Origin of the sequence: Streptomyces sp. NPDC056061 (assembly GCF_042266885.1) — a bacterium.
Taxonomy (GTDB): domain Bacteria; phylum Actinomycetota; class Actinomycetes; order Streptomycetales; family Streptomycetaceae; genus Streptomyces.
The window spans coordinates 446,028-469,637 of the sequence record NZ_JBHJWQ010000001.1 but is presented as its reverse complement, the minus strand read 5'-3'; the positions used below and the strand labels follow the sequence as shown (position 1 = coordinate 469,637).

The 23,610-nt window shown below is 70.0% G+C and carries 21 protein-coding genes and 1 tRNA gene; 6 read left to right on the top strand and 16 right to left on the bottom strand.

From position 1 onward, the window contains the following. Positions 1–166: 166 nt before the first annotated feature. Positions 167–240: transfer RNA gene (locus tag ACFC79_RS02085), tRNA-Met, on the bottom strand. An 87-nt stretch (positions 241–327) separates the two neighbouring features. After that, complete coding sequence (locus ACFC79_RS02080; RefSeq protein ID WP_376234881.1) at positions 328–3,300, bottom strand: UPF0182 family protein; 2,973 nt, start codon at positions 3,298–3,300, stop codon at positions 328–330. A 128-nt stretch (positions 3,301–3,428) separates the two neighbouring features. Here ACFC79_RS02080 and ACFC79_RS02075 point away from each other — a divergent pair, with 128 nt between their 5' ends. Next, entirely contained in the window at positions 3,429–3,998 is a 570-nt protein-coding gene (locus ACFC79_RS02075; protein ID WP_376233936.1) for a PPA1309 family protein, read from the top strand. 20 nt (positions 3,999–4,018) lie between these two features. Here the strand turns inward: ACFC79_RS02075 and ACFC79_RS02070 are convergent, their stop codons facing one another. The 4 genes from ACFC79_RS02070 to ACFC79_RS02055 all read right to left on the bottom strand — a co-directional run bounded on the left by ACFC79_RS02070 (position 4,019) and on the right by ACFC79_RS02055 (position 7,373). Continuing rightward, positions 4,019–5,107, bottom strand: coding sequence for a PDZ domain-containing protein (locus ACFC79_RS02070; RefSeq protein ID WP_376233933.1), 1,089 nt, complete (start codon positions 5,105–5,107; stop codon positions 4,019–4,021). 143 nt (positions 5,108–5,250) lie between these two features. Beyond that, positions 5,251–5,421, bottom strand: a complete 171-nt coding sequence (locus ACFC79_RS02065; protein WP_376233931.1) for a hypothetical protein — start codon at positions 5,419–5,421, stop codon at positions 5,251–5,253. 128 nt (positions 5,422–5,549) lie between these two features. Then, positions 5,550–6,011, bottom strand: coding sequence for a molybdenum cofactor biosynthesis protein MoaE (locus tag ACFC79_RS02060; protein ID WP_376233930.1), 462 nt, complete (start codon positions 6,009–6,011; stop codon positions 5,550–5,552). A gap of 219 nt (positions 6,012–6,230) precedes the next feature. Continuing rightward, on the bottom strand, positions 6,231–7,373 hold the full coding sequence (locus tag ACFC79_RS02055; RefSeq protein ID WP_376233928.1) for an SDR family oxidoreductase: 1,143 nt from the start codon (positions 7,371–7,373) through the stop codon (positions 6,231–6,233). Positions 7,374–7,564: 191 nt separating this feature from the next. Here ACFC79_RS02055 and ACFC79_RS02050 point away from each other — a divergent pair, with 191 nt between their 5' ends. Both ACFC79_RS02050 and ACFC79_RS02045 read left to right on the top strand, forming a co-directional pair. Then, a complete protein-coding gene (locus tag ACFC79_RS02050; protein WP_376233926.1) occupies positions 7,565–9,016 on the top strand; it encodes a zinc-dependent metalloprotease in 1,452 nt (483 codons plus the stop codon). Further along, entirely contained in the window at positions 9,013–9,558 is a 546-nt protein-coding gene (locus tag ACFC79_RS02045) for an NUDIX hydrolase (protein WP_376233923.1), read from the top strand. Before ACFC79_RS02050 ends, ACFC79_RS02045 begins: the two co-directional genes overlap by 4 nt. Positions 9,559–9,698: 140 nt before the next feature. On the opposite strand, the gene ACFC79_RS02040 is transcribed toward ACFC79_RS02045, so the two are convergent. From ACFC79_RS02040 to ACFC79_RS02025, 4 genes are all read right to left on the bottom strand, one after another. Then, complete coding sequence (locus ACFC79_RS02040) at positions 9,699–10,454, bottom strand: AIM24 family protein (protein ID WP_376233920.1); 756 nt, start codon at positions 10,452–10,454, stop codon at positions 9,699–9,701. A gap of 18 nt (positions 10,455–10,472) precedes the next feature. Continuing rightward, positions 10,473–11,153, bottom strand: a complete 681-nt coding sequence (locus ACFC79_RS02035; protein ID WP_376233917.1) for an AIM24 family protein — start codon at positions 11,151–11,153, stop codon at positions 10,473–10,475. Positions 11,154–11,165: 12 nt separating this feature from the next. Beyond that, the gene (locus ACFC79_RS02030; protein WP_376233915.1) at positions 11,166–12,851 is read right to left on the bottom strand and encodes a TerD family protein; all 1,686 of its coding nucleotides are present in this window, start codon (positions 12,849–12,851) and stop codon (positions 11,166–11,168) included. Between the two features lie 175 nt (positions 12,852–13,026). Next, positions 13,027–13,608 carry a M48 family metallopeptidase gene (locus tag ACFC79_RS02025; protein WP_376233912.1) on the bottom strand — a complete coding sequence of 194 codons (582 nt, stop codon included), beginning with the start codon at positions 13,606–13,608 and terminating at the stop codon, positions 13,027–13,029. A gap of 355 nt (positions 13,609–13,963) precedes the next feature. Between ACFC79_RS02025 and ACFC79_RS02020 the strand changes: the two genes are divergently transcribed. Then, positions 13,964–15,109: a ThiF family adenylyltransferase gene (locus ACFC79_RS02020; protein WP_376233910.1), complete on the top strand. Its 1,146-nt coding sequence runs from the start codon at positions 13,964–13,966 to the stop codon at positions 15,107–15,109. Positions 15,110–15,150: 41 nt separating this feature from the next. Beyond that, the gene (locus tag ACFC79_RS02015) at positions 15,151–16,635 is read left to right on the top strand and encodes an ABC1 kinase family protein (protein ID WP_376233907.1); all 1,485 of its coding nucleotides are present in this window, start codon (positions 15,151–15,153) and stop codon (positions 16,633–16,635) included. 265 nt (positions 16,636–16,900) lie between these two features. Here the strand turns inward: ACFC79_RS02015 and ACFC79_RS02010 are convergent, their stop codons facing one another. The 4 genes from ACFC79_RS02010 to ACFC79_RS01995 all read right to left on the bottom strand — a co-directional run bounded on the left by ACFC79_RS02010 (position 16,901) and on the right by ACFC79_RS01995 (position 20,496). Further along, positions 16,901–17,224, bottom strand: a complete 324-nt coding sequence (locus ACFC79_RS02010) for a hypothetical protein (protein ID WP_376233904.1) — start codon at positions 17,222–17,224, stop codon at positions 16,901–16,903. A 32-nt stretch (positions 17,225–17,256) separates the two neighbouring features. Beyond that, the gene (locus tag ACFC79_RS02005) at positions 17,257–17,625 is read right to left on the bottom strand and encodes a WhiB family transcriptional regulator (RefSeq protein ID WP_376233901.1); all 369 of its coding nucleotides are present in this window, start codon (positions 17,623–17,625) and stop codon (positions 17,257–17,259) included. Between the two features lie 172 nt (positions 17,626–17,797). Continuing rightward, positions 17,798–18,133, bottom strand: coding sequence for a hypothetical protein (locus tag ACFC79_RS02000; RefSeq protein ID WP_376233899.1), 336 nt, complete (start codon positions 18,131–18,133; stop codon positions 17,798–17,800). A gap of 164 nt (positions 18,134–18,297) precedes the next feature. Next, the gene (locus ACFC79_RS01995) at positions 18,298–20,496 is read right to left on the bottom strand and encodes an ATP-dependent DNA helicase UvrD2 (protein WP_376233896.1); all 2,199 of its coding nucleotides are present in this window, start codon (positions 20,494–20,496) and stop codon (positions 18,298–18,300) included. A 325-nt stretch (positions 20,497–20,821) separates the two neighbouring features. On the opposite strand from ACFC79_RS01995, the gene ACFC79_RS01990 reads away from it, so the two are divergent. Continuing rightward, positions 20,822–21,076, top strand: a complete 255-nt coding sequence (locus tag ACFC79_RS01990) for a mycoredoxin (protein WP_073781832.1) — start codon at positions 20,822–20,824, stop codon at positions 21,074–21,076. A 138-nt stretch (positions 21,077–21,214) separates the two neighbouring features. On the opposite strand, the gene nudC is transcribed toward ACFC79_RS01990, so the two are convergent. Together nudC and ACFC79_RS01980 are read right to left on the bottom strand one after the other, a co-directional pair. Beyond that, on the bottom strand, positions 21,215–22,162 hold the full coding sequence (gene nudC / locus ACFC79_RS01985; RefSeq protein WP_376233893.1) for an NAD(+) diphosphatase: 948 nt from the start codon (positions 22,160–22,162) through the stop codon (positions 21,215–21,217). A 43-nt stretch (positions 22,163–22,205) separates the two neighbouring features. Beyond that, positions 22,206–23,600, bottom strand: a complete 1,395-nt coding sequence (locus tag ACFC79_RS01980) for a dipeptidase (RefSeq protein ID WP_376233890.1) — start codon at positions 23,598–23,600, stop codon at positions 22,206–22,208. Positions 23,601–23,610: the final 10 nt, after the last annotated feature.

Below are 23,610 nucleotides of genomic sequence, written 5' to 3'. Positions count from 1 at the left end.
CAAGGTCACTTCAGCGTTTTGTCGACATGCCCACAGAGAGATAAGTCAAACACGTTCGGCTCAACTCGTGCTCCGCGAACCGCCCTTCGGATCGACTGCCCAAGAAAGCCGTCGCAACACGACGAAGGCCCGGATCCTCGAAAGGATCCGGGCCTTCGTCTTCCAGTAGCGGGGACAGGATTTGAACCTGCGACCTCTGGGTTATGAGCCCAGCGAGCTACCGAGCTGCTCCACCCCGCGTCGTTGTGTGGAAACAGTACCACGACGCGGGAGGGAGCCCTTGCCGAGCCGCCTGGTCACCGAGCTGCCCGACCGCTGCCGGGCGGCTCAGCCGCCTTCCGTGCTCGCGGGTTTCGTCGTGCCTCCCGAATCACCCGATGCGTCGGCTCCGCTCTTGCCGTCCGGGGCCTTCCCGTCCGATGTCTTCCCGTCCGGGGCCTTCCCGTCCGACTTGGGCTGGGCCGCCGCCGCACGCTGCAGGGCGTCCTGCAGATCGGCCTGGGCCTTGCCATAGGCGTCCCAGTCCGGCTTCTTCAGAGCCGCCTCGCTCTCCGCGTAAGCCTTCTGCGCGTCGGCGATCGCCTGCTTCAGCGCCGCGTCGCCGGTGGCCGGCGGCCGGGTCTCGCCCGGTGGCCGGGTGGTTCCCTCGGGTGGCTCGGCGCCCGTCACTCCGAAGACCTCGTTGAGCGCCTCGCCGAGGCTGTTCTTGAAGACGGTCTTCGACCCGTACGAAGCGGCGACCTTGCGCAGCAGCGGATAGTTCTGCGTGCCACCGCGGGTGTACACCGGCTCGATGTAGAGGAATCCGCCTTCGAGCGGCACGGTCAGCAGGTTGCCGTACTCGATGTCGGAGTCGGTGCCCTTGAGGTTCCTCACGAACTCGGCGACGTCGTCGTTGCCGTTGAGTTCGCTCTGCACCTGGCCGGGGCCCTTCACCGTGCTGGTGACTCTCAGCAGCCTTATCGTGCCGTAGTCCTTGCTCGCCGCGTCCGCGTCCACGGCCATGAACGCCCCGAGGTCGGGACGCCCCTTCGGCGTGAACGTGGTGGTCAACGAGAACTTCTGAGCCGTCTGGTCCGGCATCTTTATGCTCAGGTAGTACGGCGGGACGGAGCCGGACTCCTTGTTGGTCGGGTCGTCCGGGACCTGCCACGCGTCACTGCCGCTGTAGAACTGGGCGGGGTTGGTGACGTGGTAGCGGGTGAGCAGCTCGCGCTGCACCTTGAACAGGTCCTGCGGGTATCGCAGGTGGTCCATGAGCTCCTGCGGGATGTCCGACCGGGACTGCACCGTTCCGGGGAAGGCCTTGCGCCAGGTCTTGAGGACCGGGTCCTTGGTGTCCCACTCGTAGAGCGTGACCTTGCCGTCGTAGGCGTCGACAGTGGCCTTCACGGAGTTGCGGATGTAGTTGACCTGGTTCTGCTGGGCGACGACCGCGCGCTGGTTGGTGGTCAGCGAGTCGGCCGTGGTGTCACCGAGCGTCGTCCGCGAGGCGTACGGGTAGCCGTTGGTGGTGGTGTAGGCGTCGACGACCCACTGGATCCGCTTGTTCACCACGGCCGGGTAGGCGTCGCCGTCGATGGTCAGCCACGGGGCGACCGCCTCGACGCGCTCCTTGGGCGTGCGGTTGTAGAGGATCCGCGAGCCGTCGCCGATGGCCCCCGAGTAGAGGATCTGCGGCTCGCTGAACGCCACCGCGTACGCGGCGCGGTTGAAGGTGTTGGAGAGACTGACCCCGCTGTCGCCCTTGTAGCTCGTGGTCTTCTCGCCGTCCTCCTCGTAGTCGAGCTCCTTCTGGGGCCCGCCGACGATGGAGTACTGCTCGGTCTTCTCGCCGTAGTAGATCCGCTGCTCGTACGAACCGAGGTCACCCGTCGTCGGCAGGCCGGCCTCGGTGAAGTCCGGGGAGCCCTTCGGGTTCTTGCCCGTCGTCGTGCCCCGGGCGGCGATGGCGCCGTAGCCGTGGGTGTAGGTGAAGTGGTCGTTGATCCAGTTGCGCTTGGGGATGCCGTTGATGTTCAGCTCGCGCAGACCGATGACCGTGTCCTGGTCCTTGCCGTCGGCGTCCTTGTAGCGGTCCACGTCCAGCGTCTTGGGGAACTGGTAGTAGTTCCTCTTCTGCTGGAGCTGCTGGAAGGCCGGGGAGACGACGTTGGGGTCCATCACCCGGTAGCTGGCGGCGTCGTCCGCGCTCGCGCGCAGCTTGGCGTCGTCGTCCGTCGTGCTCTTGCCGGAGTAGTCCTGGACCTGCGCCCGGTCGATGTCGTACGCGTCGCGCGTGGCTTCGATGTTCTTCCGGATGAACGGGGCTTCCTTGGCCTGCTCGTTCGGCTGGACCTGGAACTTCTGCACGATCGCCGGGTACAGCCCGCCGATCAGGATCGCCGAGAGCACCATCAGGCCGAAGCCGATCACCGGGAGCTGCCAGGTGCGCCGCCAGAGCGTCGCGAAGAACAGCACGGCGCAGATCGCGGCGATGCAGAACAGGATGGTCTTGGCCGGCAGGTAGGCGTTGGCGTCGACGTACCTGAGGCCGGTCCAGTTGTCCGTGGCCTTGAAGTCGCTGGACTTCACGGCGAGGCCGTACCGGTCGAGCCAGTACGCCACGGCCTTCAGCGAGACGAAGACGCCGAGCAGCACCGACAGGTGGCCGGTGGCGGCACCGGTCGCCCGCGCGCCGGGGCTGGTGACGCGCAGCCCGCCGTAGAGGTAGTGGGTCAGCGCGGCGGCGATCAGCGAGAGCACCGTGGCCGCGAAGCCGAAGCCCAGCAGGAAGCGGTACCAGGGCAGGTCGAAGGCGTAGAAGGAGACGTCCAGATGGAACTGGGGGTCCTTCTGGCCGAAGGCCACGCCGTTGACGTACATCAGCCAGGTGCGCCACTGCCCGGAGGCGGACGCGCCGGCGATCAGTCCGACGAGCGCGGCGATCGCGAGCAGCACCCACTTCTTGTACGGGGCGAGGCTCATGCGGTAGCGGTCCAGGCTCTGCTGCTCCAGCGACATCGCGCTCAGCGGCGGCCGGAGCCGGTGCGCGAGCCAGATGTTCAGCCCGACGACGACCGCCATCAGCAGTCCGAAGACGAGGAACAGCCCGATCTTGGTCCACAGTGTGGTGGTGAAGACGGACGAGTACGAGACCGACCGGTACCAGAGCCAGTCGGTCCAGAACCCGGCGAACATGACGAAGGCCATGGCGAGAACCGCCAGGACGCCCAGTGTCATGAGCAGGGTACGGGCGCGCCGGGACGGGCGGCCGACTCTGATCCGTGGCCCGGTCGGGCCTCCGCCGCGGTCCGGCATCTGGAAAGCCAACGTGCGCACCTCGTAGTTCGCGGGTCGTATGAATCGGGCCCAGCGATCGTAGAGCCCATCTATGCAACTTACTGAAGCTTTACCTAGTTCCCGATACCGGGGCGGAAGGAGGCAGGATGTTGGCCATGCCCAACGTTTCCCCCTCAGGTCCCCCGATGGCCGCGAGCCCGCTCACGGTCGCCGTGCTCGAAATCGACACGTACGTCTCCGGTCTCGGCTGGGATCAGCCCGCGCGGCTGTTCGCTCTCGTCGACACGCAGCGGCTGCGCGCCCAGGAGCCCGGCCTCGCCGCCCAGCTCGGGCTGGACTCCCCCGACTCCCCTGCATCCTCACTCACCCCCATCGAGCAGGAGGAACTGGCACCGGGCACCGCCCTGGACGAGTTCCTCGCGACGATCGCCTGGCCCGACGCCGTGATCGGCTGCGCGCTGACGGTGGAGCGGCTGATGCTGCCGCCGTCCGCCGAGGCGTCCGTGCCCGAGGGGCTCGACGAGGCCCAGCTCGCCAAGTGGGTCGCGAAACATCCGGAGCGTCAGGAGGTGCGGATGACCGTGGCCGCCCTTCGGGACGGATCGCGCGAGTGTGCCGTGCGTCTCCGGGAGAAGGACTCCCCGAACGAGGTGCGGACCGGTGCGGGCCTGGTGCCGGGTCTTGCCGACGCGCTGGCCGCGACCTTCGAGGCCTGACCGGCCGGCAGGGGGCGCGGTCAGCCCGCCGAGCAGCTCGGCAGGCCGGCCGTGTCCCCCGTGCGGATCTTCTCCAGCGACTTCTTCGCGTCGCCGATCGCCTTCACCTTGACCAGCGTGAGCCCGTCGGGGGTGTCGGCGGCCGCGGCCTTGCAGTTCTCGGCCGGCGTCAGGAAGTAGCGTGCGCCCGCGTCGCGCGCGCCGACGAGCTTCATGGTGATGCCGCCGATCGGGCCGACCTTGCCCTCGTCGTCGATGGTGCCGGTGCCCGCGATGAACTTTCCGCCGGTCAGATCGGCCGGTGTCAGTTTGTCGATGATGCCCAGGGAGAACATCAGCCCGGCGCTCGGCCCGCCGACATCGGCGAGCTTGATGTCGATCTTGAACGGGAACGTGTGGTCCGCCCCGGCCTGGATACCGACGATCGCACGGTCCTCCCCGGGCGCCTTCGCGGTGGTGATGACGATCTTCCGGCTGCCCTCGGGCTCCTTGCCCGCCTTCTCCGCCGCCTGGGCCGTCTTCGCCGGGACGATCGTGAACGTGACGTCCTCGCCCGGCTTGTGGCGGGTGACGAACCTGGCGACGTCCGCGGGCTGCTCGACGGTCTCTCCGTCGACCTGCCGGATCACATCGCCGGCGTGCAGCCTGCCCTGGGCGGGGCTGTCCTTGACGACGGTGGAGACCACGACCCGCGACGACACCGGGATGCCCAGTTCGGTCAGGGCGGCGACCTTGGCGCTCTCCTGCGACTGACTGAACTCCTCGGCGTTCTCCTGCGTGGACTGCTGCTCCGTCTTGCCGTCGGGGTAGAGCGTGTCGTGCGGCACGACCACGCTGTCGTGCGACAGCCAGCCGTACACGGCCCCGACGAGATTCATCCGGTAGTCGGCGCCGGTGACCCTGACGGTGGTCATGTTGAGATTGCCGGACGTCGGGTACGTCTTGTGCCCGGAAATCTGCAGGACCGGCTCGCCCTTGGCCTTGCCGAGAGTGTTCACGGTCGGACCGGGCGACATCTCCGAGTAAGGCACCTTGATCAGCAGTCCCGCGCAGAGCAGCGCGATGAGGATCAGGGTCGAGGCGAGCATCGTCGCGGTGCGGCGTGGCATGGAACGACAGTACGGGAACTGCCTGTGAGTGCGCCGTCCGGGCCGATCCGCGCGCAGCGGGTACGGGGGCGCAGCGCGGCCCCGGAGGCGTCGGCATGTGGCAGCGCCGTGCGGATTGGCGACTGCACATGTGCGGCGAGGTGTCAGACGATGTCGGAACCGGAGTGCGACTTTTCCATTGCCTCACGGAAACGCGCATAGCCGGCCAGCTCCGAAACATCACCGGCTGTGCGATTACGGGTGGCCCAGCTCCCCCATATCGCAGCGCCGAACGCAGCGAAAAGCGGAATCAACAGCCAGGCAAGTGCTGCCATGACGACCTCCCTACCCCATGAGCGACCGCAACCGACCGATCAGCAGATTATCCATCTGCAGGACCAACGCTCACGTCCGGGGGACGATTACGCAAATCGGGGCGAATGACCACCCGAACAGCTTGCGCTCAGCAGGCGCCGACCCATTCCTCGGTACCGTCCGAGAACCGCTGGTGCTTCCAGATCGGGACCTCGTGTTTGAGGTCGTCGATCAGCCTGCGGCACGCCTCGAACGCCTCCGCACGGTGCGGGCAGGAGACGGCGACGACGACTGCGATGTCGCCCACCCCGAGGTCACCCACACGGTGGACGGCGGCGAGCGCCCGAACGGGGAAGTCCGCCACGACCTTCTCGGCCACCCGGCGCAGTTCGACCTGCGCCGACGGGTGGCAGGAGTATCCGAGCGCGTCGACGTCCTGGCCGCCGTCGTGGTTGCGCACCGTGCCGACGAAGAACGCCGTACCGCCCGCGGCGTCGTCCTCGACGGCCCGGACGACCTCGTCGACCGACAGCGGTGTGTCGCGAATCGCCAGCAGTCGGATCGGGGCAGCTGCCGCCCACTCGCCGGGATGGTCGTGCATGGGAGCCATGAGGCCCATGGTGCCGCACCGCACCGACAATGACGAAGAGCGGTTCCACCGGCTGGGCCGCGTCCGCTCCTGGAGCCTGCGACGAGCCCCGGAGTCCGCCACCGGCCCCGCGCGGGCCGCCGCATGCCGTGCGGAACCATCGACGGCGCCCCGCCCGCGTCGGCCGGTCGTTGCGGGCAGTGCGGCCCCGGCCCTGCCGTCCGCGCGGACGGCAGCCGGTCAGAGGCGGCGACGGGCCCTGCGGGCGCGACGGACCAGGGCGGCGGTGCCGAGCAGTGCCACGGTCGCGCCGGCGGCACCCGCCGCGGTCGCGTCCTTGCGGCCGAGACGACGTCCGGCGACGGTGTGCCGCCCCTCCACCTCTTCGAGGAGCGCGGCGAGCACTTCCTCGTTGGTCCAGCGCGGGCGCCAGCCGACGTCGTGCAGCCGGCTCACACTGACCACCCAGGGATGCATCGTGTAGGCGAGGTCTCCGGCCGGGGAGGGGGTGAGGCCGATCCGGTGCAGCCGGGCGGCGGCGCCCAGGGCGACCGCGGAGGGCAGCTCCATCCGGCGGACACCGCTCAGCTCCTCGACCTCCTCCTGCTCCAGCCAGCCGTCGCAACCGACCGCGAACTCGCCGTCGATCTTCTCCAGAGCGGCGTACTCCAGGGCCGTGACCAGGTCCTCGACGTGGCAGAACTGCCAGGCCGGACGCGATCCGGCCACGACCAGGAGGCGCGGCGACTCGAAGTAGCGGGTCAGCGCGGTGTCCGTGCCGCCGACCAGGACGGTGGGCCGGACCACGGTCACGTTGAGTCCGGGGTGGGCGCGCGGCGCGCGGCGGCCGAGCCGTTCGATCTCCAGGAGGTCGCCGACACCGGTGGCCTCCGCCGTGGCGCGCAGTTCGGCGTCCTCGGCGAGCGGGAGGTCGTTGTCGGGCAGCGCCCCGTAGACCATGGCCGAGGTGCACAGCACGACCCGGTGGACGCCCACGGCCGCGGCGGCCGTGAGCACGGTCTGGGTGCCGCGCACGTTGTACGCGGTGCGGGCGGCGGGGTCGGTCTCCAGGTCGAGGTCGAGTGCCAGGTGCACCACGACATCCGCACCGCGGAGCTTCTCGGCGATGGCGGGGTCCCGGACGTCGAGGATGTGCCAGGTCGCCTCGGAGACCTCGCCGCGGCGCTCGTCGATGGCGACGACCTGCTTGATCGCCTCGGATGCCGCGAGGCGTGCGGTGAGCAGCTCACCGACGCCGCGCGCGGCTCCGGTGACGGCGACGACGGGGCCACGGCTCCCTGAGCGGCTCTTCGCGGGATTGTTCTCGGTCGAGGGGTCGGGCAGGTTTCGCGCTGCGCGAACCTGAGGATCTGGGGAACTCACCGGGCGTCTCCAGCGGTTGTCTTCAGTACGTACCCGAATGACGCGTACGTACCAGGTGGCGTCCATCCTGCCGCAGGCCGGGAGCCGAGGAGCACCGAGGCCCCGCACGGGCTTTTGGTGTCTACGCTGGATGGTGATGTCGGGCAGTCGCCGTCGGTTCGCGCCGACGGCCCTAGGAGCCGAGGAAACCCGTGAGTGACACCCCATTCGGATTCGGCCTTCCGCCGGAGGAGCCGGAGAACGGCGACGAGGGCAAGAAGAAGGACCCCACCGGAGGCGGGCAGGGTTCGGGCGGGCCCGCGAACCCGTTCGGCTTCGGGCCCGGCGCGGGCGGGGAAAACCCGTTCGCGGCGATGTTCGGCACGATGAACCCCAACGACCTCGGTGCGGCCTTCCAGCAGCTCGGCCAGATGCTGAGCTACGAGGGTGGTCCCGTGAACTGGGACATGGCCAAGCAGATCGCCCGCCAGACGGTCTCGCAGGGCACCTCCGACGGCTCCAAGGACGCCAGCGTCGGCCCGTCCGAGCGGTCCGCCGTCGACGAGGCACTGCGCCTGGCCGACCTGTGGCTGGACGGTGCGACGTCGCTCCCCTCCGGTTCGGTCTCGACGGTCGCGTGGAGCCGTGCGGAGTGGGTCGAGGCATCCCTCCCCGCGTGGCAGAAGCTCGTCGACCCGGTGGCCGAGCGCGTCGGTCTCGCGATGGGCGACGTGCTGCCCGAGGAGATGCAGGCGATGGCGGGCCCGCTGATCGGCATGATGCGGTCGATGGGCGGCGCGATGTTCGGCCAGCAGATCGGGCAGGCCGTCGGGGTGCTGGCGGGCGAGGTCGTCGGCTCGACCGACATCGGGCTGCCGCTGGGCCCGGCGGGCAAGGCCGCGCTCCTTCCGCTGAACGTCGAACGGTTCGGCAAGGACCTCGGCGTGCCGCAGGACGAGGTGCGGCTCTACCTCGCCCTGCGCGAGGCCGCCCACCAGCGGCTCTTCGCCCACGTCCCGTGGCTGCGCTCGCACCTGTTCGGGGCCGTGGAGGGGTACGCCCGCGGCATCAAGGTCGACACCAGCAAGCTGGAGGACGTGGTCGGCCAATTCGACCCGTCGCAGCCCGAGCAGTTGCAGGACGCGCTTCAGCAGGGCATGTTCCAGCCTGAGGACACGCCGGAGCAGAAGGCCGCCCTGGCCCGGCTGGAGACGGCGCTCGCGCTGGTCGAGGGCTGGGTGGACGCCGTGGTCCACGAGGCGGCGAAGTCCCGCCTGACCTCTGCGGACGCGCTGCGCGAGACCATGCGCCGACGCCGTGCGTCCGGCGGGCCCGCAGAGCAGACCTTCGCCACGCTCATCGGCCTCCAGCTGCGTCCGCGGCGGCTGCGCGATGCCTCGCGCCTGTGGGCATCGCTCACCGACGCACGCGGCATGGACGGGCGGGACGCCCTCTGGGAGCACCCCGACATGCTGCCGACGGCGCAGGACCTGGACGACCCGGACGGGTTCGTCCACCACGAGCAGCTGGACTTCTCCGAGCTGGACAAGATGCTCGGGGAGGCGGCGAAGGGACCCCGGCCGTCCGGGACCGAGCCGGGCGGGACGAGCTCCGGCGGGACCGACGCCCCGGGCGACGACGGCAAGGACGAGACCGACCGGTGAGCCTGCACGACGACGCCATTCTCGTACTGAAGGGGTACGAGAACGGGACGGACCAGGTCCAGCAGGGGCTGCGGCAGGTCTATCTGGATCATCTGGCCCAGCATCCCGACGGCATGTGGAAGGCGTGCGGGGACGGGCATCTGACGGCGAGCGCGCTGGTCGTCGATCCGGAGCGCGGCCGGGTTCTGCTCACCCTGCACCGCAAGCTGCGGATGTGGTTGCAGATGGGCGGCCACTGCGAGCCGCAGGACGCCACACTGGCCGCCGCGGCACTGCGCGAGGCCACCGAGGAGTCCGGGATCGGCGGCCTGGCGCTGCTTCCGGGCGGGCCGGTGACGCTGGACCGCCACCGGATCCCCGCCCCCTGCCACTGGCACCTCGACGTGCAGTACGCCGCGCTGGCGCCGCTGGGTGCCACGGAGCAGATCAGCGACGAGTCACTCGATCTGCGCTGGTTCACGTACGACGAGGTGCCCTCGGTGGCGGACGCCTCGGTCGTACGCCTGGTCACGCGGGTTCGCGCCGCGCTGAAGCAGCGCTGACCACCGTTCCCGCAGGGACGACAGGGGGCGGTCTCCGCGGAGACCGCCCCCTGTCGTCGGTACCCGGCGGGCCCGCTCCCGCGTCCGCCGCGCCCGAGGCCCACCGGCGAACCGCACGGGCCCGCCGCGGAAGCCCCCGCTCAGTTCCAGGCGTTGTTCTGGTTCTGGCCGTGGGCGCCGTGCTGGCCCATGCCGTACTGCGCGCGGATGCCCTGGCCGAGTTGCGCGTTCTGCGGCGGCAGCACCTCGCTCGGCTGGACCAGCGCATAGCCCTGGCCGAGGAAGCTGAGCTCCCAGCCCTCGCCGGTGTTCCCGCGGCGTCGCCAGACACCCGAGGAGTGTGTCTGGGCCTGCATCTGCACCCGCAGCGAGCTGGACCAGGCGACGATCGCGTCGGCGTCGGCATTGACGTACTTGTCCGGCGTGACCTGCATCATCAACGGCTGGCCCGAGGTCATCAGCGCGACCTGGCCGGTGCCGGTGATGTTGAGCTGGTACTTCCCGGTGCCGGAGATTCCGTACTGGCTGTCCACGGCGATGACCTCGTGGTGCAGCCCGGAGTCCAGGGCGAGGACGTAGGCACTGTCCACGGTCAGCCCGTCGTGGTCGACATCCACCACGTGGACGTACTGCGCGAGGTTGGCGAGGAACACGGTGCCCTGGCCGGAGCACCGCATGAGGTCGAGCCCCTCGCCCGTGTGGGAGCGCGACCGGTTCTGGCCGTGTGACTGGTATTCCCCGTCGAACTCGACGAGACCCTGGTACGCGACCATGCTGCCCTTGCGGGCGAGGATGTCGTCGTGGCCGCTGAGCGTCACCCGGAGCATCTGCGGGTTCTGCCGGGTGTAGCGGTCCGCGGACTGCTGTTCGGTGTGCTGGAAAAGCGGGCTCTGCATGATGTCCTCTCGCTCCCCTCAGCCCCGGGCCCGCAGGCGGTCGGTGCTGTCCTCGCTGGGCTGTACGACGACGACGCCCTGGCCGGAGAAGGCCATCTGGAAGGCCTCACCACTGCCGCGGCCGATCAGGGAGGCCGCCTTGAAGCTGCGCTTGCCCTTCACCTTGAGGTTCGGGGACCAGGCGACGAGCGCGTCGGGATCGACATAGGTCTCGTCCTCGCCACTGCCGCAGTTGACGACGACGGGGACGCCGCGGGAGGTCAGCGCGACCCAGCCGGTGCCGGAGATGGACACGTTCCACAGGCCCTGCCCGGTGAACTTGGCGAGCCCCTTGACCCGCTCGACGCCCCACTGGAGCTGGGCGTCGAAGGCGAGGACGTTGGTCCCGTTCACCGACAACGCCTCGTTGTCGAGGTGCACCACGACGACGTTCGCACCGTAGTCGGCGAGGTAGAGCAGTCCGTCCCCGCTGCACTTCATGAGCGGGGCGCCCTCGCCGGTGATCCAGTCGCGGGCGATCTGGCGGACGGCGGACGGGTTCGGCTCGTACTGGATGAACCCCTCGTACGCGACCATCGAGCCCACCCGTGCGAACAGGTCCTGCCCGGTGGTCATCGCCACCTTCAGCATGGCGCTGCCGTGATTCTCCATCCGGGCGGTGACCGGTGCGGGGGCGTACCCCGCGAGCTGCTGGTTCATACTTCGGCTTCCTCAGACCTCGTACGGCTGGACGACGATGAAGTTGCCCGGTGCGCCCCGGAACTGAAGGTTCACCGACTCCCCGCTGTGTCCCGGGTAGGCGTTGTAGCGCAGCCGCACCTGGCTGGAGACGATCACCTGCGAGGCGGCGGACCAGGCCACGATCGCGTCGCTGTCGGCAAAGGTCGTCGGCGTGACGGGGAGGACCACCGGGGTGCCGTGCGTCATCACGACCACCGTGCCGGTTCCCTGGAAGAGCATCGTGAACAGTGCCCCGCCGGGAATTCCGTGCCCCTCGATCCGCCGTACCTCGTACCGGAGGGATTCGTCGAAGGCGAGGACCCGCTCGGCGGAGACGCAGATGCTGTCCCCCTGCAGTTCGATGGGGTGCAGATGGGCGCTGTTCTCGGCGAGGAAGACCTGGCCCCGGCCGGTGCAGCGCATCAGCTGCATTTCCTGGCCGGTGGCGTTGCCCACGATCCGGCCCGCGAAGCCGGCGCCCTTGTAACTGAAGTCGACCTTGCCCTGGTACATGACCATGCTGCCCTGGCGGGCGAGGACGGGGGCGCCGTCCTGGCCGAGGTCCACCCGGACCAGTTGCTTGTTCTGGGAGGTCCAGCGCTGCCCGGTCGCCACCTCCTTGTAGAGGTTGACGGCCGCCTGGAGCCCGCCACCGGACTGCGGCACGCTCTGGGGCATGCCCGGAACCATGCCCGGCGTGGGCTGACCGTACGGGGCCGGGGGGTGTTGGCCGTACGGGGCGGTGAACTGTTGTCCGGGCGGCGCCGGGGGCGCGGGATGGCCCGGGACCTGGCCGAACTGCGGTGGCTGGCCCGGCTGGGCGTAGGGGGCGGGCGCCGGTCCGGGCGGCGGGACGGTGCCGCCCGGCGGCGCCATGGGCGCCATCGGTGCCACCATCGTCGGCGCGTTGTGGATCTGCTGCTGCGGCGAGGCGGGGGTGCCGAAGGAGGGAGGGGGCTGCGGTGCGTGCGGCGCCGGGGCCCCGAACGACGGGGCCGGAGCAGGAGCCTGAGGGGCTTGCGGAGCCTGAGGCGCCTGCGGCGCGGCCGGGACTCCGAACGACGGGGCGGGAGGTGCCGGTGCGGCCGCCTGCGCGGGCGGGGCGAACGGCGGTGCGGCTGCCTGCGGCTGGGGAGCGGCGGGCTCCTCCTCCGCGACCTCGCCGCCGAAATTCTTCAGCAACGCTTCGAGACCGCCGTCGAAGCCCTGGCCGACGGCGGCGAACCGCCAGACGTCCTTCAGGTAGAAGTCACCCAGCATCACCGCGCGCTCGGTGGTGAACTCCGAACCGTTGAAGGCGTACCTGGCGACTTCCTCGCCACCCGCGACGATGCGGATGTAACCGGGGCCGACCTGGGACATCTGACCGGCACCGTCGACGGTCGCGGTGAACGACAACTTGCGGATGTGGGCCGGAATACGGTCCAGAGTGACGCGGAACGACTCGGTGTCACCGGCCTGGGCACCAAGAAGCTGAATGGACTCCTCGGGCGATTTGGGCTGATTGAAGAAGACGAAATACCGGTCGTCGGAGAGCTGTTCGTCGGCATCGAGACCGAAGCAGCTGATGTCGAAGGTCAGCCCCGGACCACCGATCTGCACCCCTACGTACAGGTCCGTCCCCGGTGTGAGATCGCCGATCCTGGCCTTGTGGCCGCGTTGGAATTCCCTGGCCATGCGTAACGACCGTCCCCCATCCCGAATGTGAATGCGTCGCGTCAGGCTAACCGCAATCTCCGACATTGGGCCAAGCCGGTACACATCCGGTACAGAATCACCGATCGCCGCTCACCACAGGCAACGGACGGGTCCCGACCAGCACTCAACGCGGGCGGCGGGCAGGTCCCGACGGTCACTCACCGCGGGCGGCGGGCAGGTGCGGCAGCCGATCCGCCGCCACCACGCCCTCCAGGTAACCGCGGGCCCGCTCGGTACGGGAATACGACTCCAGCAACTGCCAGAACCGCGGTCCGTGACCGGGGACGAGCAAGTGGGCCAGCTCGTGCAGCAGCACATAGTCGACGACGTACTCGGGCATGCCCTGCAACCGGTGCGAGAGCCGGATGCTCCCCTCCGCAGGGGTGCAGGAACCCCACCGGGTGTTCTGGTTGGTCACCCATCGCACCGACACGGGCCTGGCCCGACCGCCGAGGAACTGGGCGGACAGCCGTTGCGCCCGCTCGGCGAGTTCGCTGTCGCCGAGAACGTGTCTGTTCTCCTGGGCCGCGAGCTTGTCGAGCATCACGTTCACCCAGCGCTGCTCCTCGGCCTTCGACATCCGGGCCGGGATGAGCACGATCGTGCGATCCCCCTCCCGGTACGCGGAAACCGTTCTGCTGCGGCGGTTGCTCCTGCGGACCTCGACGGCGCTCGTCGCCGACGCGCGGGGCGGACGATCCGTCGCGGTGCGCCGACCGGTTCGGGCGCTGCGCACAGGGGTCTCCCCGGCGATTTCGGGTGGCGGGTCGACGGGCACGCCCCGACGTTACCCGGTAGCCGTGGGAGAAGTCCCGCCTCCGAACGGTTCGCGCTTGATCCACTTCGCGACGTGCGCCCATTTGAACGACTAATACACCGCACCTGTGGATAACTTTCCGCAAGATTTGGCGCTCTCCCGCATTCTGGCAAAACGCCTCACGGGGATCCGGGACGTCACCGACGAACGCGACCACTGCCAGCACCGCGTTCGCCCGAAACAGCCTCCAATGCCCGGGGCAGGAGATCACCGAACAGAGACCACCATCAGAGATCGCCTCACAGAGCTCAAGGAACACAGACCGGGGGAAATCGTGTATCCAATGTTGAAACCCGCACTGCGCCGCGCCTGGCGTGGCCGAGGCACCGTGCAGTTCGGGGTGACTTCCGCCCACGCGGTCATGCTCGGGCCGGTGGACATCGCCACGGGCAGTTTCCTGGAGTTGCTCGACGGCACGCGTGGCCTGTCGTTGCTGCGCGAGGAAGCGCGGGCTCTCGACCTGTCCAACCATCAAGTGGACACCTTGATCCGACGGTTGACCGACGCCGGTCTCGTCGACGACGTGCGGTCCATCGGAGCGGAGGCCGATGCGCTGCACAACCGTCCCCATGCCCTGGAGAGACATCGTCCTGATCTGGCATCGCTTTCGGTCGTCCATCCCGAGCCGGGCGGCAGTATGCGCCGGTTGGCCGCCCGTCGGGCGATGCGGGTCCAGGTGCGAGGGGCGGGCCGGGTGGGCGCCGCGATCGCGGCCGTGCTGTCCGGGTCCGGGGTGGGTCACGTGGAGGTGCTGGACGGCGGGCACACCGAGCCCTGGGACGTCTCGCCCGCCGGGCTGCCGCCGACAGCGGTCGGCGAGCGCAGGGACACCGCGGCACGGCAGTTGGTGCGCAGGTCCGCGGCGGGGGCGGCGCCCAGGGCGGCGGAGACGTCCGGCTCCTCGGAGAGCGGGGCTCCGGGGCTCTCGCTGATCGTGGTGGCCCCTCGTGACGGCCTCACCGTGCACGCCCCGGACCCGCGGTCGGCGGAGCCATGGATCACCTCCGGCACTCCTCATCTCTATGCCGGAGTGGTGGAGGCCACGGGGGTCGTAGGGCCTCTGGTGCTGCCCGGGGGGACTGCCTGTGCGGGGTGTCTGGCGCTCAACCGCGAGGAGGGGGACGAGGAGTGGACCAGGCTGCTGTCCCAGTGGCGGTCCGGTCGGCGGAACGCCGTGCAGGCCTGCGACCTGGGGTTGGCGACGGCAGTGGCCGGACTCGCGGCGGCACATGCTCTGTCCTTCCTGGACGGTGACCTGCCCGCCAGTACGGGTACCCGCTGGGAGACCGCGCTGCCGCTGTTGGACTGGCGCTCCGAACGGATCACGGCGCATCAAGACTGCTACTGCGGGGCTTCTGGGCACACTGTCAGGGAGCGCGCCTCCGGAGCCGACACGGCACACGACACAATGGCCGGGTAGCCGCCGCGCGCGGTACGCCAGTCTGGGATTTGGAGGGGCTCATGTCTGATCTACCCCGGAAAGCGGTCACGCGTACCGCCAAATTGGCCGCCCTGCCCTTGGGCTTCGCCGGCCGCGCCACCTGGGGGCTGGGCAAGCGGATCGGCGGGAAGCCCGCGGAACTGGTCGCCCGGGAGGTTCAGCAACGCACAGCCGATCAGCTCTTCAAGGTTCTGGGGGAATTGAAGGGCGGGGCGATGAAGCTGGGCCAGGCCCTGTCCGTCTTCGAATCGGCGCTGCCCGACGAGATCGCGGGACCGTACCGGGCCGCACTCACCAAACTGCAGGATGCCGCGCCGCCCATGCCCAGCAGCACGGTGCACGACGTGCTGGCCCAGCGACTCGGTGAGGACTGGCGGGAGTTGTTCCGCGAATTCGAGGACAAGCCGTCGGCCGCCGCGTCGATCGGCCAAGTGCACCGAGCGGTGTGGCACGACGGGCGGGACGTCGCCGTGAAGGTGCAGTACCCGGGCGCCGGAGAGGCATTGCTCTCGGATCTGACCCAGCTCAGCAGGTTCGCCAGGCTTCTCGGCCCGCTGATTCCCGGCATGGACATCAAGCCGCTCATCACGGAGCTGCGAGATCGGGTCTCGGAGGAGTTGGACTACGAGCAGGAGGCGCGATCGCAGCAGGATCACGCCGAGGAGTTCGCGGCCGATCCGGATGTCGTGATCCCGGGCGTGGTACATCAGTCCGACCAGGTTCTGGTGACGGAGTGGATGGACGGTGTCCCCCTGGCCGACGTGATCGCGCACGGCACCACCGAGCAGCGTGATCGTGCCGGTCAGCTGCTGGCTCGGTTCCTCTTCTCGGGGCCGGCGCGGACGGGGCTGTTGCACGCGGACCCGCATCCGGGCAACTTCCGGCTGCTGCCGCCGCCCGGAACGGCCGACGAGGCAGACGAGGCAGACGAGGAGGGGAACGGTACGGCCGGTCAGTGGCGGCTCGGAGTGCTGGACTTCGGAACGGTGGACCGGCTGCCGGGCGGTCTGCCGCAGACGATCGGGGACTCCTTGCGGCTGGCGCTTGCCGACGATGCGCGGTCGGTGTACGAGCACCTGTGCGAGGAGGGGTTCGTCAAGGATTCGATCGATCTCGACCCGGACGCGGTGCTCGACTATCTCCTGCCGATCATCGAACCCGCACAGGTGGAGGAATTCACCTTCACCCGCGGCTGGATGCGCAATCAGGCAGCACGGCTCGCAGACCCCCGCTCCCCCGCCCATCAGCTGGGCAAGCAACTGAATCTGCCGCCTTCCTATCTGCTGATACATCGGGTGACCCTGAGCACGATCGGGGTGCTGTGCCAGCTGGGGGCGACGGTGCGACTGCGCGACGAGCTCGAATCCTGGTTGCCGGGTTTCCTGGCGGAGTACGAGGAGGATTCCCGTATCCAGGAGACGCCGGCGAAGGAGAAGGAGTTGACGGAGGAGAAGGAGTTGACGGGCGAGGAGGAGCCGATGGGCGAGCCCGTCGTCGGGGGATAGCCGGCAGTCGTGTCCGGGCACGAGGTTCTCCCCGGTCCGTTCGCGGCGCTGGGCCCTCTCCCGGCCGCCGCCCATGGCGCTGGGCGCTGCCCGCCGAGCCGATTTCGGGCTGGGCGAGCGCGGGTGGGGCATGGTGGGGCGGCGTCGAACGACCGCGGGGCCGGTCCGTTCGGACCGGCCCCGCGGAAGGGGTACTGAACTGGCTGTGAGTGTCGCCGACGGGCGGAGCGGGTGCCCGTCGGCGGGAGTGTGCACGGGGGAAGTGCTAGTGCATGACCGCCATGGCCAGCGCACGGCGGGCACGCATCGATACGCGCTCTGCCCTGCGCTGCATCCGGCGCGCATTGACCAGGCGCACGGCCCGGCGTTGCGTGTCGGCCTCCCTCAGGCGGTCGTGCATATGAGCACGCGCCAGGGCTTCTGGGATGAGTTGCATCTCGCGGGTCCTGTTCTGGCGCGAATCGTTCGCACCGATGATCGTGACGTTCGGTGTTGCGGAGCCGACGGGCTCGTGGGTGGGGACGGACATTGGTGCCTGATTTCGGGGATCGTGGGTGTGGGGACGGTCGATGGTGCCGATGCGCTTCATGGGTTTGAGGGCCGTGCCCCCGAGTCCGGCGGTCACGCCGCGACCGGGTTCTTGCGCGGGCGGCCCCGAGGCCGCTTGCGGGCGACGACAACGCCCTGGATGAAGAGCTCACCGCCCCAGACGCCCCACGGCTCGCGACGCTCCTTGGCGCCCGCGAGGCATGCCTCGACGAGCGGGCAGGTGCGGCAGAGGGACTTGGCGTACTCGACGTCGGCCGGCGACTCGGCGAAGAAGACCTCCGGGTCGTAGGAGCGGCAGGGAACGGGTACGCCGAGGTTCTCGATGGCGTCGTCGAGCGCGGTGAGCGCAGTGAGGGGGGTCAAGGCGGGGTCCTCCGTGAGGCCGGGCGGCGGGATCGTGTCGGAAGGCGGTACGGACGGGGCGTGCGCTTCGAGTTGCACGGTGGGTGGTGTCCTCGTCTGGTCGTTCCGGCCTGTTGGCCGGGGGCGGCTGGTACCGGATGCTGCTTGTCCCGAGGCCCCTTCGCGGTGTCCTGCCCGTTTGGGCAAAACAAAAGGGCCGCGGATCCCGAGTGGGGTTCCGCGGCCCTGAAGGCGCCGACCTGATGCTGAATCAGGCTGGATCACTCCAGGGTTCAGGCCCACGGAAGGCCCACATCGTGTGGTGGTGCGTCGTCTGCTTCTTGGCGCCGGCTTCCACTCCTGCACCGACGGCGGCAAAGGCATAGGCCTGGGCCTGTCCCTTCACTACTGCTGCTGCCGGTGCCTGAGCCGGTCGCTCATTGCGCTCCCGCACGGGGAAGCTCGCCGGGGACAGCGGGCTGACGACAGAAATGCCGGACAGACCGGTGCCACGGAGCGAGGACTCGGAGGAGCACGCGAGGCCGAGCGAGCAGGCGGAGACGACCGAGAGATCGGTCATTTTCTTGGTCTCGATGATGCTGATCACTTCAATCGCCTCCTCTCGGCGTCTCGGGGGACCGGCGGGCCGGTCCTGCGTATTCGGATAAGTACAGCACAGAACCCGGGCTTCGGAGAAGCCGCTGTTCCTGTGGTTAAGAACCTATGGTGATGACTGGGGCGGGCGCAAACTATTTTTCCGACGAGTTTTTCTCACGCCTCGTCGGCACCGCCTCCGCCCTCTTCCTCCCCCGCCCCACCTGCACAAATGGCGAGAACCGCGGTCCCGAACCGGTCCAGCTTCCGCGCGCCGACGCCAGAGATCACCGCGAGCTCACCCGCGCTGCCCGGTACCGCCTCGGCGATCGCCATCAGCGTCCGGTCCGTGAACACGCAGTAGGCGGGCTGGCCGATCTCCTGGGCGCGGACCGCCCGCCAGTCGCGCAACCGCTCGTAGAGCCCCTCGTCCATGTCGGACGGGCAGTCGTCGCAGCGCATCAACTTCATTTCACCCGGGTCGGTGAGGGTCTTGCCGCAGACCCGGCATCGCGCCGGCCCGCGGCGGCCGCGCCTGGTGACCGCGGCGGGGCGCCGTTCGGCACCGTCTCCCCGGACGCTGACCGAGCCGCGAGCGCCGTGCGCCGCCGTTCCCGGACGCAGTCCGGTCAGGAACCGGCTCGGCCGCCGTCCGGCGCGTCCGCCCGGAGACCGGGAGAGCGACCACGACAGCGAGAGATGGACGCGCGCCCGGGTGATGCCGACGTACAGCAGTCGGCGCTCCTCCTCGATCTGCTCGTCGGTCTTGGCGTAGGTGATGGGCATCATGCCTTCGGTCAGCCCGACCAGGAACACCGCGTCCCACTCCAGGCCCTTCGCCGAGTGCAGCGAGGCGAGCGTGACGCCCTGGACCGTGGGGGCGTGCTGGGCGGCGGCCCGTTCGTCGAGCTCCGCCACCAGGTCGGCGAGTGTCGCCCCCGGCCTGGCCAGCTCGAAGTCCTCGGCGAGCCGGGCGAGCGCGGCGAGGGACTCCCAGCGGTCGCGCACCGCTCCGGAGCCCGCGGGGGGCTCCGGGGTCCAGCCCTTGGTGGAGAGCACCGCACGCACCTGTGCGGGGAGCCCCTCCGCGTCGTCGAGCAGGGAATCGTTGCCCCCGGCGCGGGCCGCACCGCGCAGGGCCACACCCGCCTCACGCACCTCCGCCCGTTCGAAGAAACGCTCCGCGCCGCGCAGCTGGTAGGGCACGCCCGCGTCGGCCAGGGCCTGTTCGTAGACCTCGGACTGCGAGTTGACCCGGTAGAGCACGGCGATCTCGCCCGCCGGAACACCCGCGGCGATCAGTTCGCGGAGGCGGCGGGCGGTGCCCTCCGCCTCCGCGGGTTCGTCCGCGTACTCGGTGTGGACGGGCTCGGGGCCCGGATCGCGCTGCGAGACCAGTTCGAGGCGGTGCTCGGCGGCGCGACCGCGGGCCTGGCCGAGCAGTCCGTTGGCCAGGTGGACGACCTGAGGGGTGGAGCGGTAGTCCCGGACCAGCTTGACCACGGTCGCGCCGGGGTGACGGGTACGGAAGTTCAGCAGGTGGTCGGGGGTGGCCCCGGTGAAGGAGTAGATCGTCTGGCCGGCGTCGCCGACGACGCACAGGTTGTCCCGCTCGCCGAGCCAGAGGTCGAGCAGTCGCTGCTGGAGCGGGCTCACGTCCTGGTACTCGTCGACCACGAAGTGCTGGTACTGGCGGCGGACGTGGTCGGCGATGTCGTGGCGGTCCTGGAGGATGGCGACGGTCAGCAGCAGCACGTCCTCGAAGTCGATCACCGAGCGGTCGCGCTTCAGCTGCTCGTACGTGGCGTAGATCTGGGAGATCTCGGCAGGGTCGCGCGGGGCGTCCCGATGGGTCTTGGCGACCACGGCCGGGTAGTCGGCGGGCACCGTCTGGGTGACCTTGGACCACTCGATCTCGCTGGTGACGTCGCGCAGCTCGTTGCGGTCCAGCCGGATGCGGCAGCGGGCCGCGGCCTCCGCGACCAGCTGGACCTTGCGTTCCAACAGCCTCGGCAGCTCGCCGCCGACCGCCTTCGGCCAGAAGTACTGGAGCTGGCGCAGGGCGGCGGAGTGGAACGTGCGCGCCTGGACCCCGCCGGCGCCGAGCTGGCGCAGCCGTCCGCGCATCTCGCCCGCGGCCCGGTTGGTGAAGGTGACGGCGAGCACGCTCGTCGGCTGGAGTATCCCGGCACGCACTCCGTAGGCGATGCGATGGGTGATCGCACGCGTCTTGCCCGTACCGGCTCCGGCCAGCACACACACCGGGCCGTGCAGGGCCGTGGCGACCGCACGCTGCTCGGGGTCGAGCCCGTCGAGCACCGCGTCGGCCGACTCGGGGACCTGCGGGAAGAGGGAGGAATGCGTTGCTGCTGTCACCCCGCCATGCTGCCAGGTCGCCCGGGGCCGGTGCAGAGGTTGTCCACAGGGGTGCCCTGTCCGTCGTATTAATGCGCGCCGCCCACGACGGCGCGACCGCGGGACGGCCCGGTGGCACGGGACGGGGACGGGACGAGGGCGGGGCGGGGGCGGGGGCGGGGCGGGGAATGGTGCTCGGCTCGCGTACGTTGCCTATCCGTGCGGCGACGCACCTTTCCGTGCGGCGACGCACCTTCCGGGTTCTGCGTGTGGCACACGTGACGGACGCGAGAGGGACGGGACCGACCGGACCGATGAGACGAACGAAGCAGAGGAGAGGGAAGAAATGCCGGGCACTGTGACGATGTACAGCACCACCTGGTGCGGCTACTGCCGTCGGCTCAAGAGCCAGATGGACCGCGAGGGCATCGCGTACAACGAGATCAACATCGAGCAGGACCCGGAGTCCGCGGCGTTCGTCGAGAAGGCCAACGGGGGCAACCAGACCGTTCCCACGGTCCTGGTGGTCGGCTCCACGGGTGTCGAGGCCGTCATGACGAACCCGTCCCTGGCCCAGGTGAAGCAGGCGCTGGCCGCCTGATCCGCCGCTCCCGCGGTCTCGGCGCGACGGATCGCCCCTCGCCTGCACCGGTGAGGGGCGGTTCCTCGTCCGCCGACGACTCCGGCGGCGGTTGGCGGGGCTGCCGGACCGTGCCGGGCGCGGTCCGGCGCACGGTGGTCAGCCGATGCTGCCCGGCTTCGGGAGCGGCTTGCCGTACCAGAGCTCGATCAGACGGGCCGCGATCGAGATGCCGTACGGGGGCATGACCTCGCCCGATTCGAAGGCCGCGGTAAGTTCCTCGCGGGAGAACCAGCGGGCCTCCTCGATCTCCTCGCCGTCGACGTTGATCTCGGAGGAGGCCGCCCGCGCCATGAAGCCGAGCATCAGGCTGGACGGGAACGGCCAGGGCTGGCTGGCGACGTACTCGACCTCGTCGATCGTGACGCCCGCCTCCTCGAAGACCTCGCGGGCCACGGACTGCTCGATGGACTCCCCCGGCTCGACGAAGCCCGCGAGCGTCGAGAAGCGGCCCTCGGGCCAGTGCACCTGGCGCCCCAGCAGGGCGCGGTCCTGGTCGTCCGTCACCAGCATGATGACCGCGGGGTCGGTACGCGGGTAGTGCTCGGCGCCGCACGCCGGGCAGCGCCGGATGTGGCCGGCGGCCGCGATGACGGTGCGCTCCCCGCAGCGCGAGCAGAAGCGGTGCAGACGCTGCCAGTTCTCCAGGGCCACCGCGTGCACCAGCAGACCCGCGTCGCGGGGGCCGAGCAGCAATCCGGCCTCGCGCAGCCCGGCCGGGCGGGCCGGCTGGTCCATGCGGCCGGGCAGGGAATCCTTCTGCAGCGCGAAGTAGCGGACGCCGTCCGCGTCGGTGCCCAGGAAGTAGCGGTGGGTTTCGGTGACCGGGGCCTCGAAGGCCGGTGTCATGACGATCTCCGTGCCGCCGTCGGCCGTGTCGTCGATCAGCACCTGTCCGCCGGAGACGACGAACACACGCGTGGTCGGGTGGCTCCACGCGGCGGCCAGCCATGCCTCGTCGAGGCGGTGGTGTGCCGCGCGATCGATGCCGCTGGGCGCCGTGAGACCGATGGGCCGGTCCGTGATGACGTTGTCGAAGGTGCTCACAGGTGCTTCCTACTCCCCCGGATGGTTCGGGTGTTCTGAGGATTCAGCGGAGTGCGGCGGCCAGCTCGCCCCAGAGGTGGGCGGTCGTCTCCACGCCCTTGAACAGCAGGTCCAGTTCGACCTTCTCGTCGGGGGCGTGCCAGCCGTCGGAGGGTACGGAGATGCCCAGGAAGAGAACGGGGGCGCCGAGCACGTCCTGCAGGTCGGCGGCGGGCCCCGAGCCTCCCTCGCGGGTGAAGAGGATCTTCTTGCCGAAGGCGCGACCCATGGCCCGGGCGACGGCCCGGAGCGCGGGGTGGTCCAGTGGGGTGAGGCAGGGGCGGGTGGCCGGCGAGAAGGTGATCCGGTGTCGGATTCCGGCCGGGACCTGCTCCTCGGCCCAGGCCCGGACGGTCTGCTGAATGTGGTCGGGGTCCTGGCCGGCGACCAGCCGGAAGCTGATCTTCACCAGCGCGGAGGACGGGATGATCGTCTTGCTTCCGGCGCCCTGGTAGCCGCCGCCGATGCCGTTGACCTCGGCGGTGGGGCGGGCCCAGACGCGTTCCAGCGTGGAGTAGCCGGTCTCGCCGGACGCGGCCCGGGACTTGGCGGTGCGCAGCCAGGTCGCCTCGTCGAAGGGCAGCTCGGCGAAGAGGGCGCGCTCGGCATCGGTGAGTTCGGTCACGCCGTCGTAGAACCCGGGGATCGCGATCCGGCCGTCCGCGTCGTGCAGCGCGGCGACGAGCCGGGCGACGGCGGTCGCGGGGTTGGGGACCGCGCCGCCGAAGGACCCGGAGTGGATGTCCTGCTCGGGGCCGTGCAGCTCGATCTCGCACTCGGCGAGGCCGCGCATGCCGGTGCAGACCGTGGGGGTCGTCTCGCTCCACATGCCGGTGTCGGAGACGATCACGGCGTCGGCGGCGAGCCGGTCGGCTCGCTCCTCGACCAGCGCGCGGAAGTGCGGCGAACCGGATTCCTCCTCGCCCTCGATCAGCAGCTTGAGGTTGACGGCGGGGGCGGTGCGGCCGGTGAGGGCGAGGTGGGCCCGGACGCCGAGGGTGTGGAAGAAGACCTGCCCCTTGTCGTCGGCGGCGCCCCGTCCGTACAGGCGGCCGTCCCGGATCACGGGCTCGAAGGGTTCGGTGTCCCAGCCGTCCTCGCGGGCGGCGGGCTGCACGTCGTGGTGTCCGTAGACGAGGACGGTCGGAGCGTCCGGCTCGCCGGACGGCCATTCGGCGAACACCGCGGGGGCACCCGGGGTGTCCCAGATCTCGGTGACCGGGAAGCCGGTCCTCCCGAGCTCGGCGGACAGCCACTCGGCACTGCGCCGTACGTCCCCGGCGTGCTCCGGCTGGGCGGACACGGACGGGATGCGCAGCCAGGCGGCGAGGTCGTCGAGGAAGGCTGTGCGGTGCTGCTCGATGTACGTACGGACGGCGCTGTCCGGGGTGTCGCTCATGCCGTCGAGC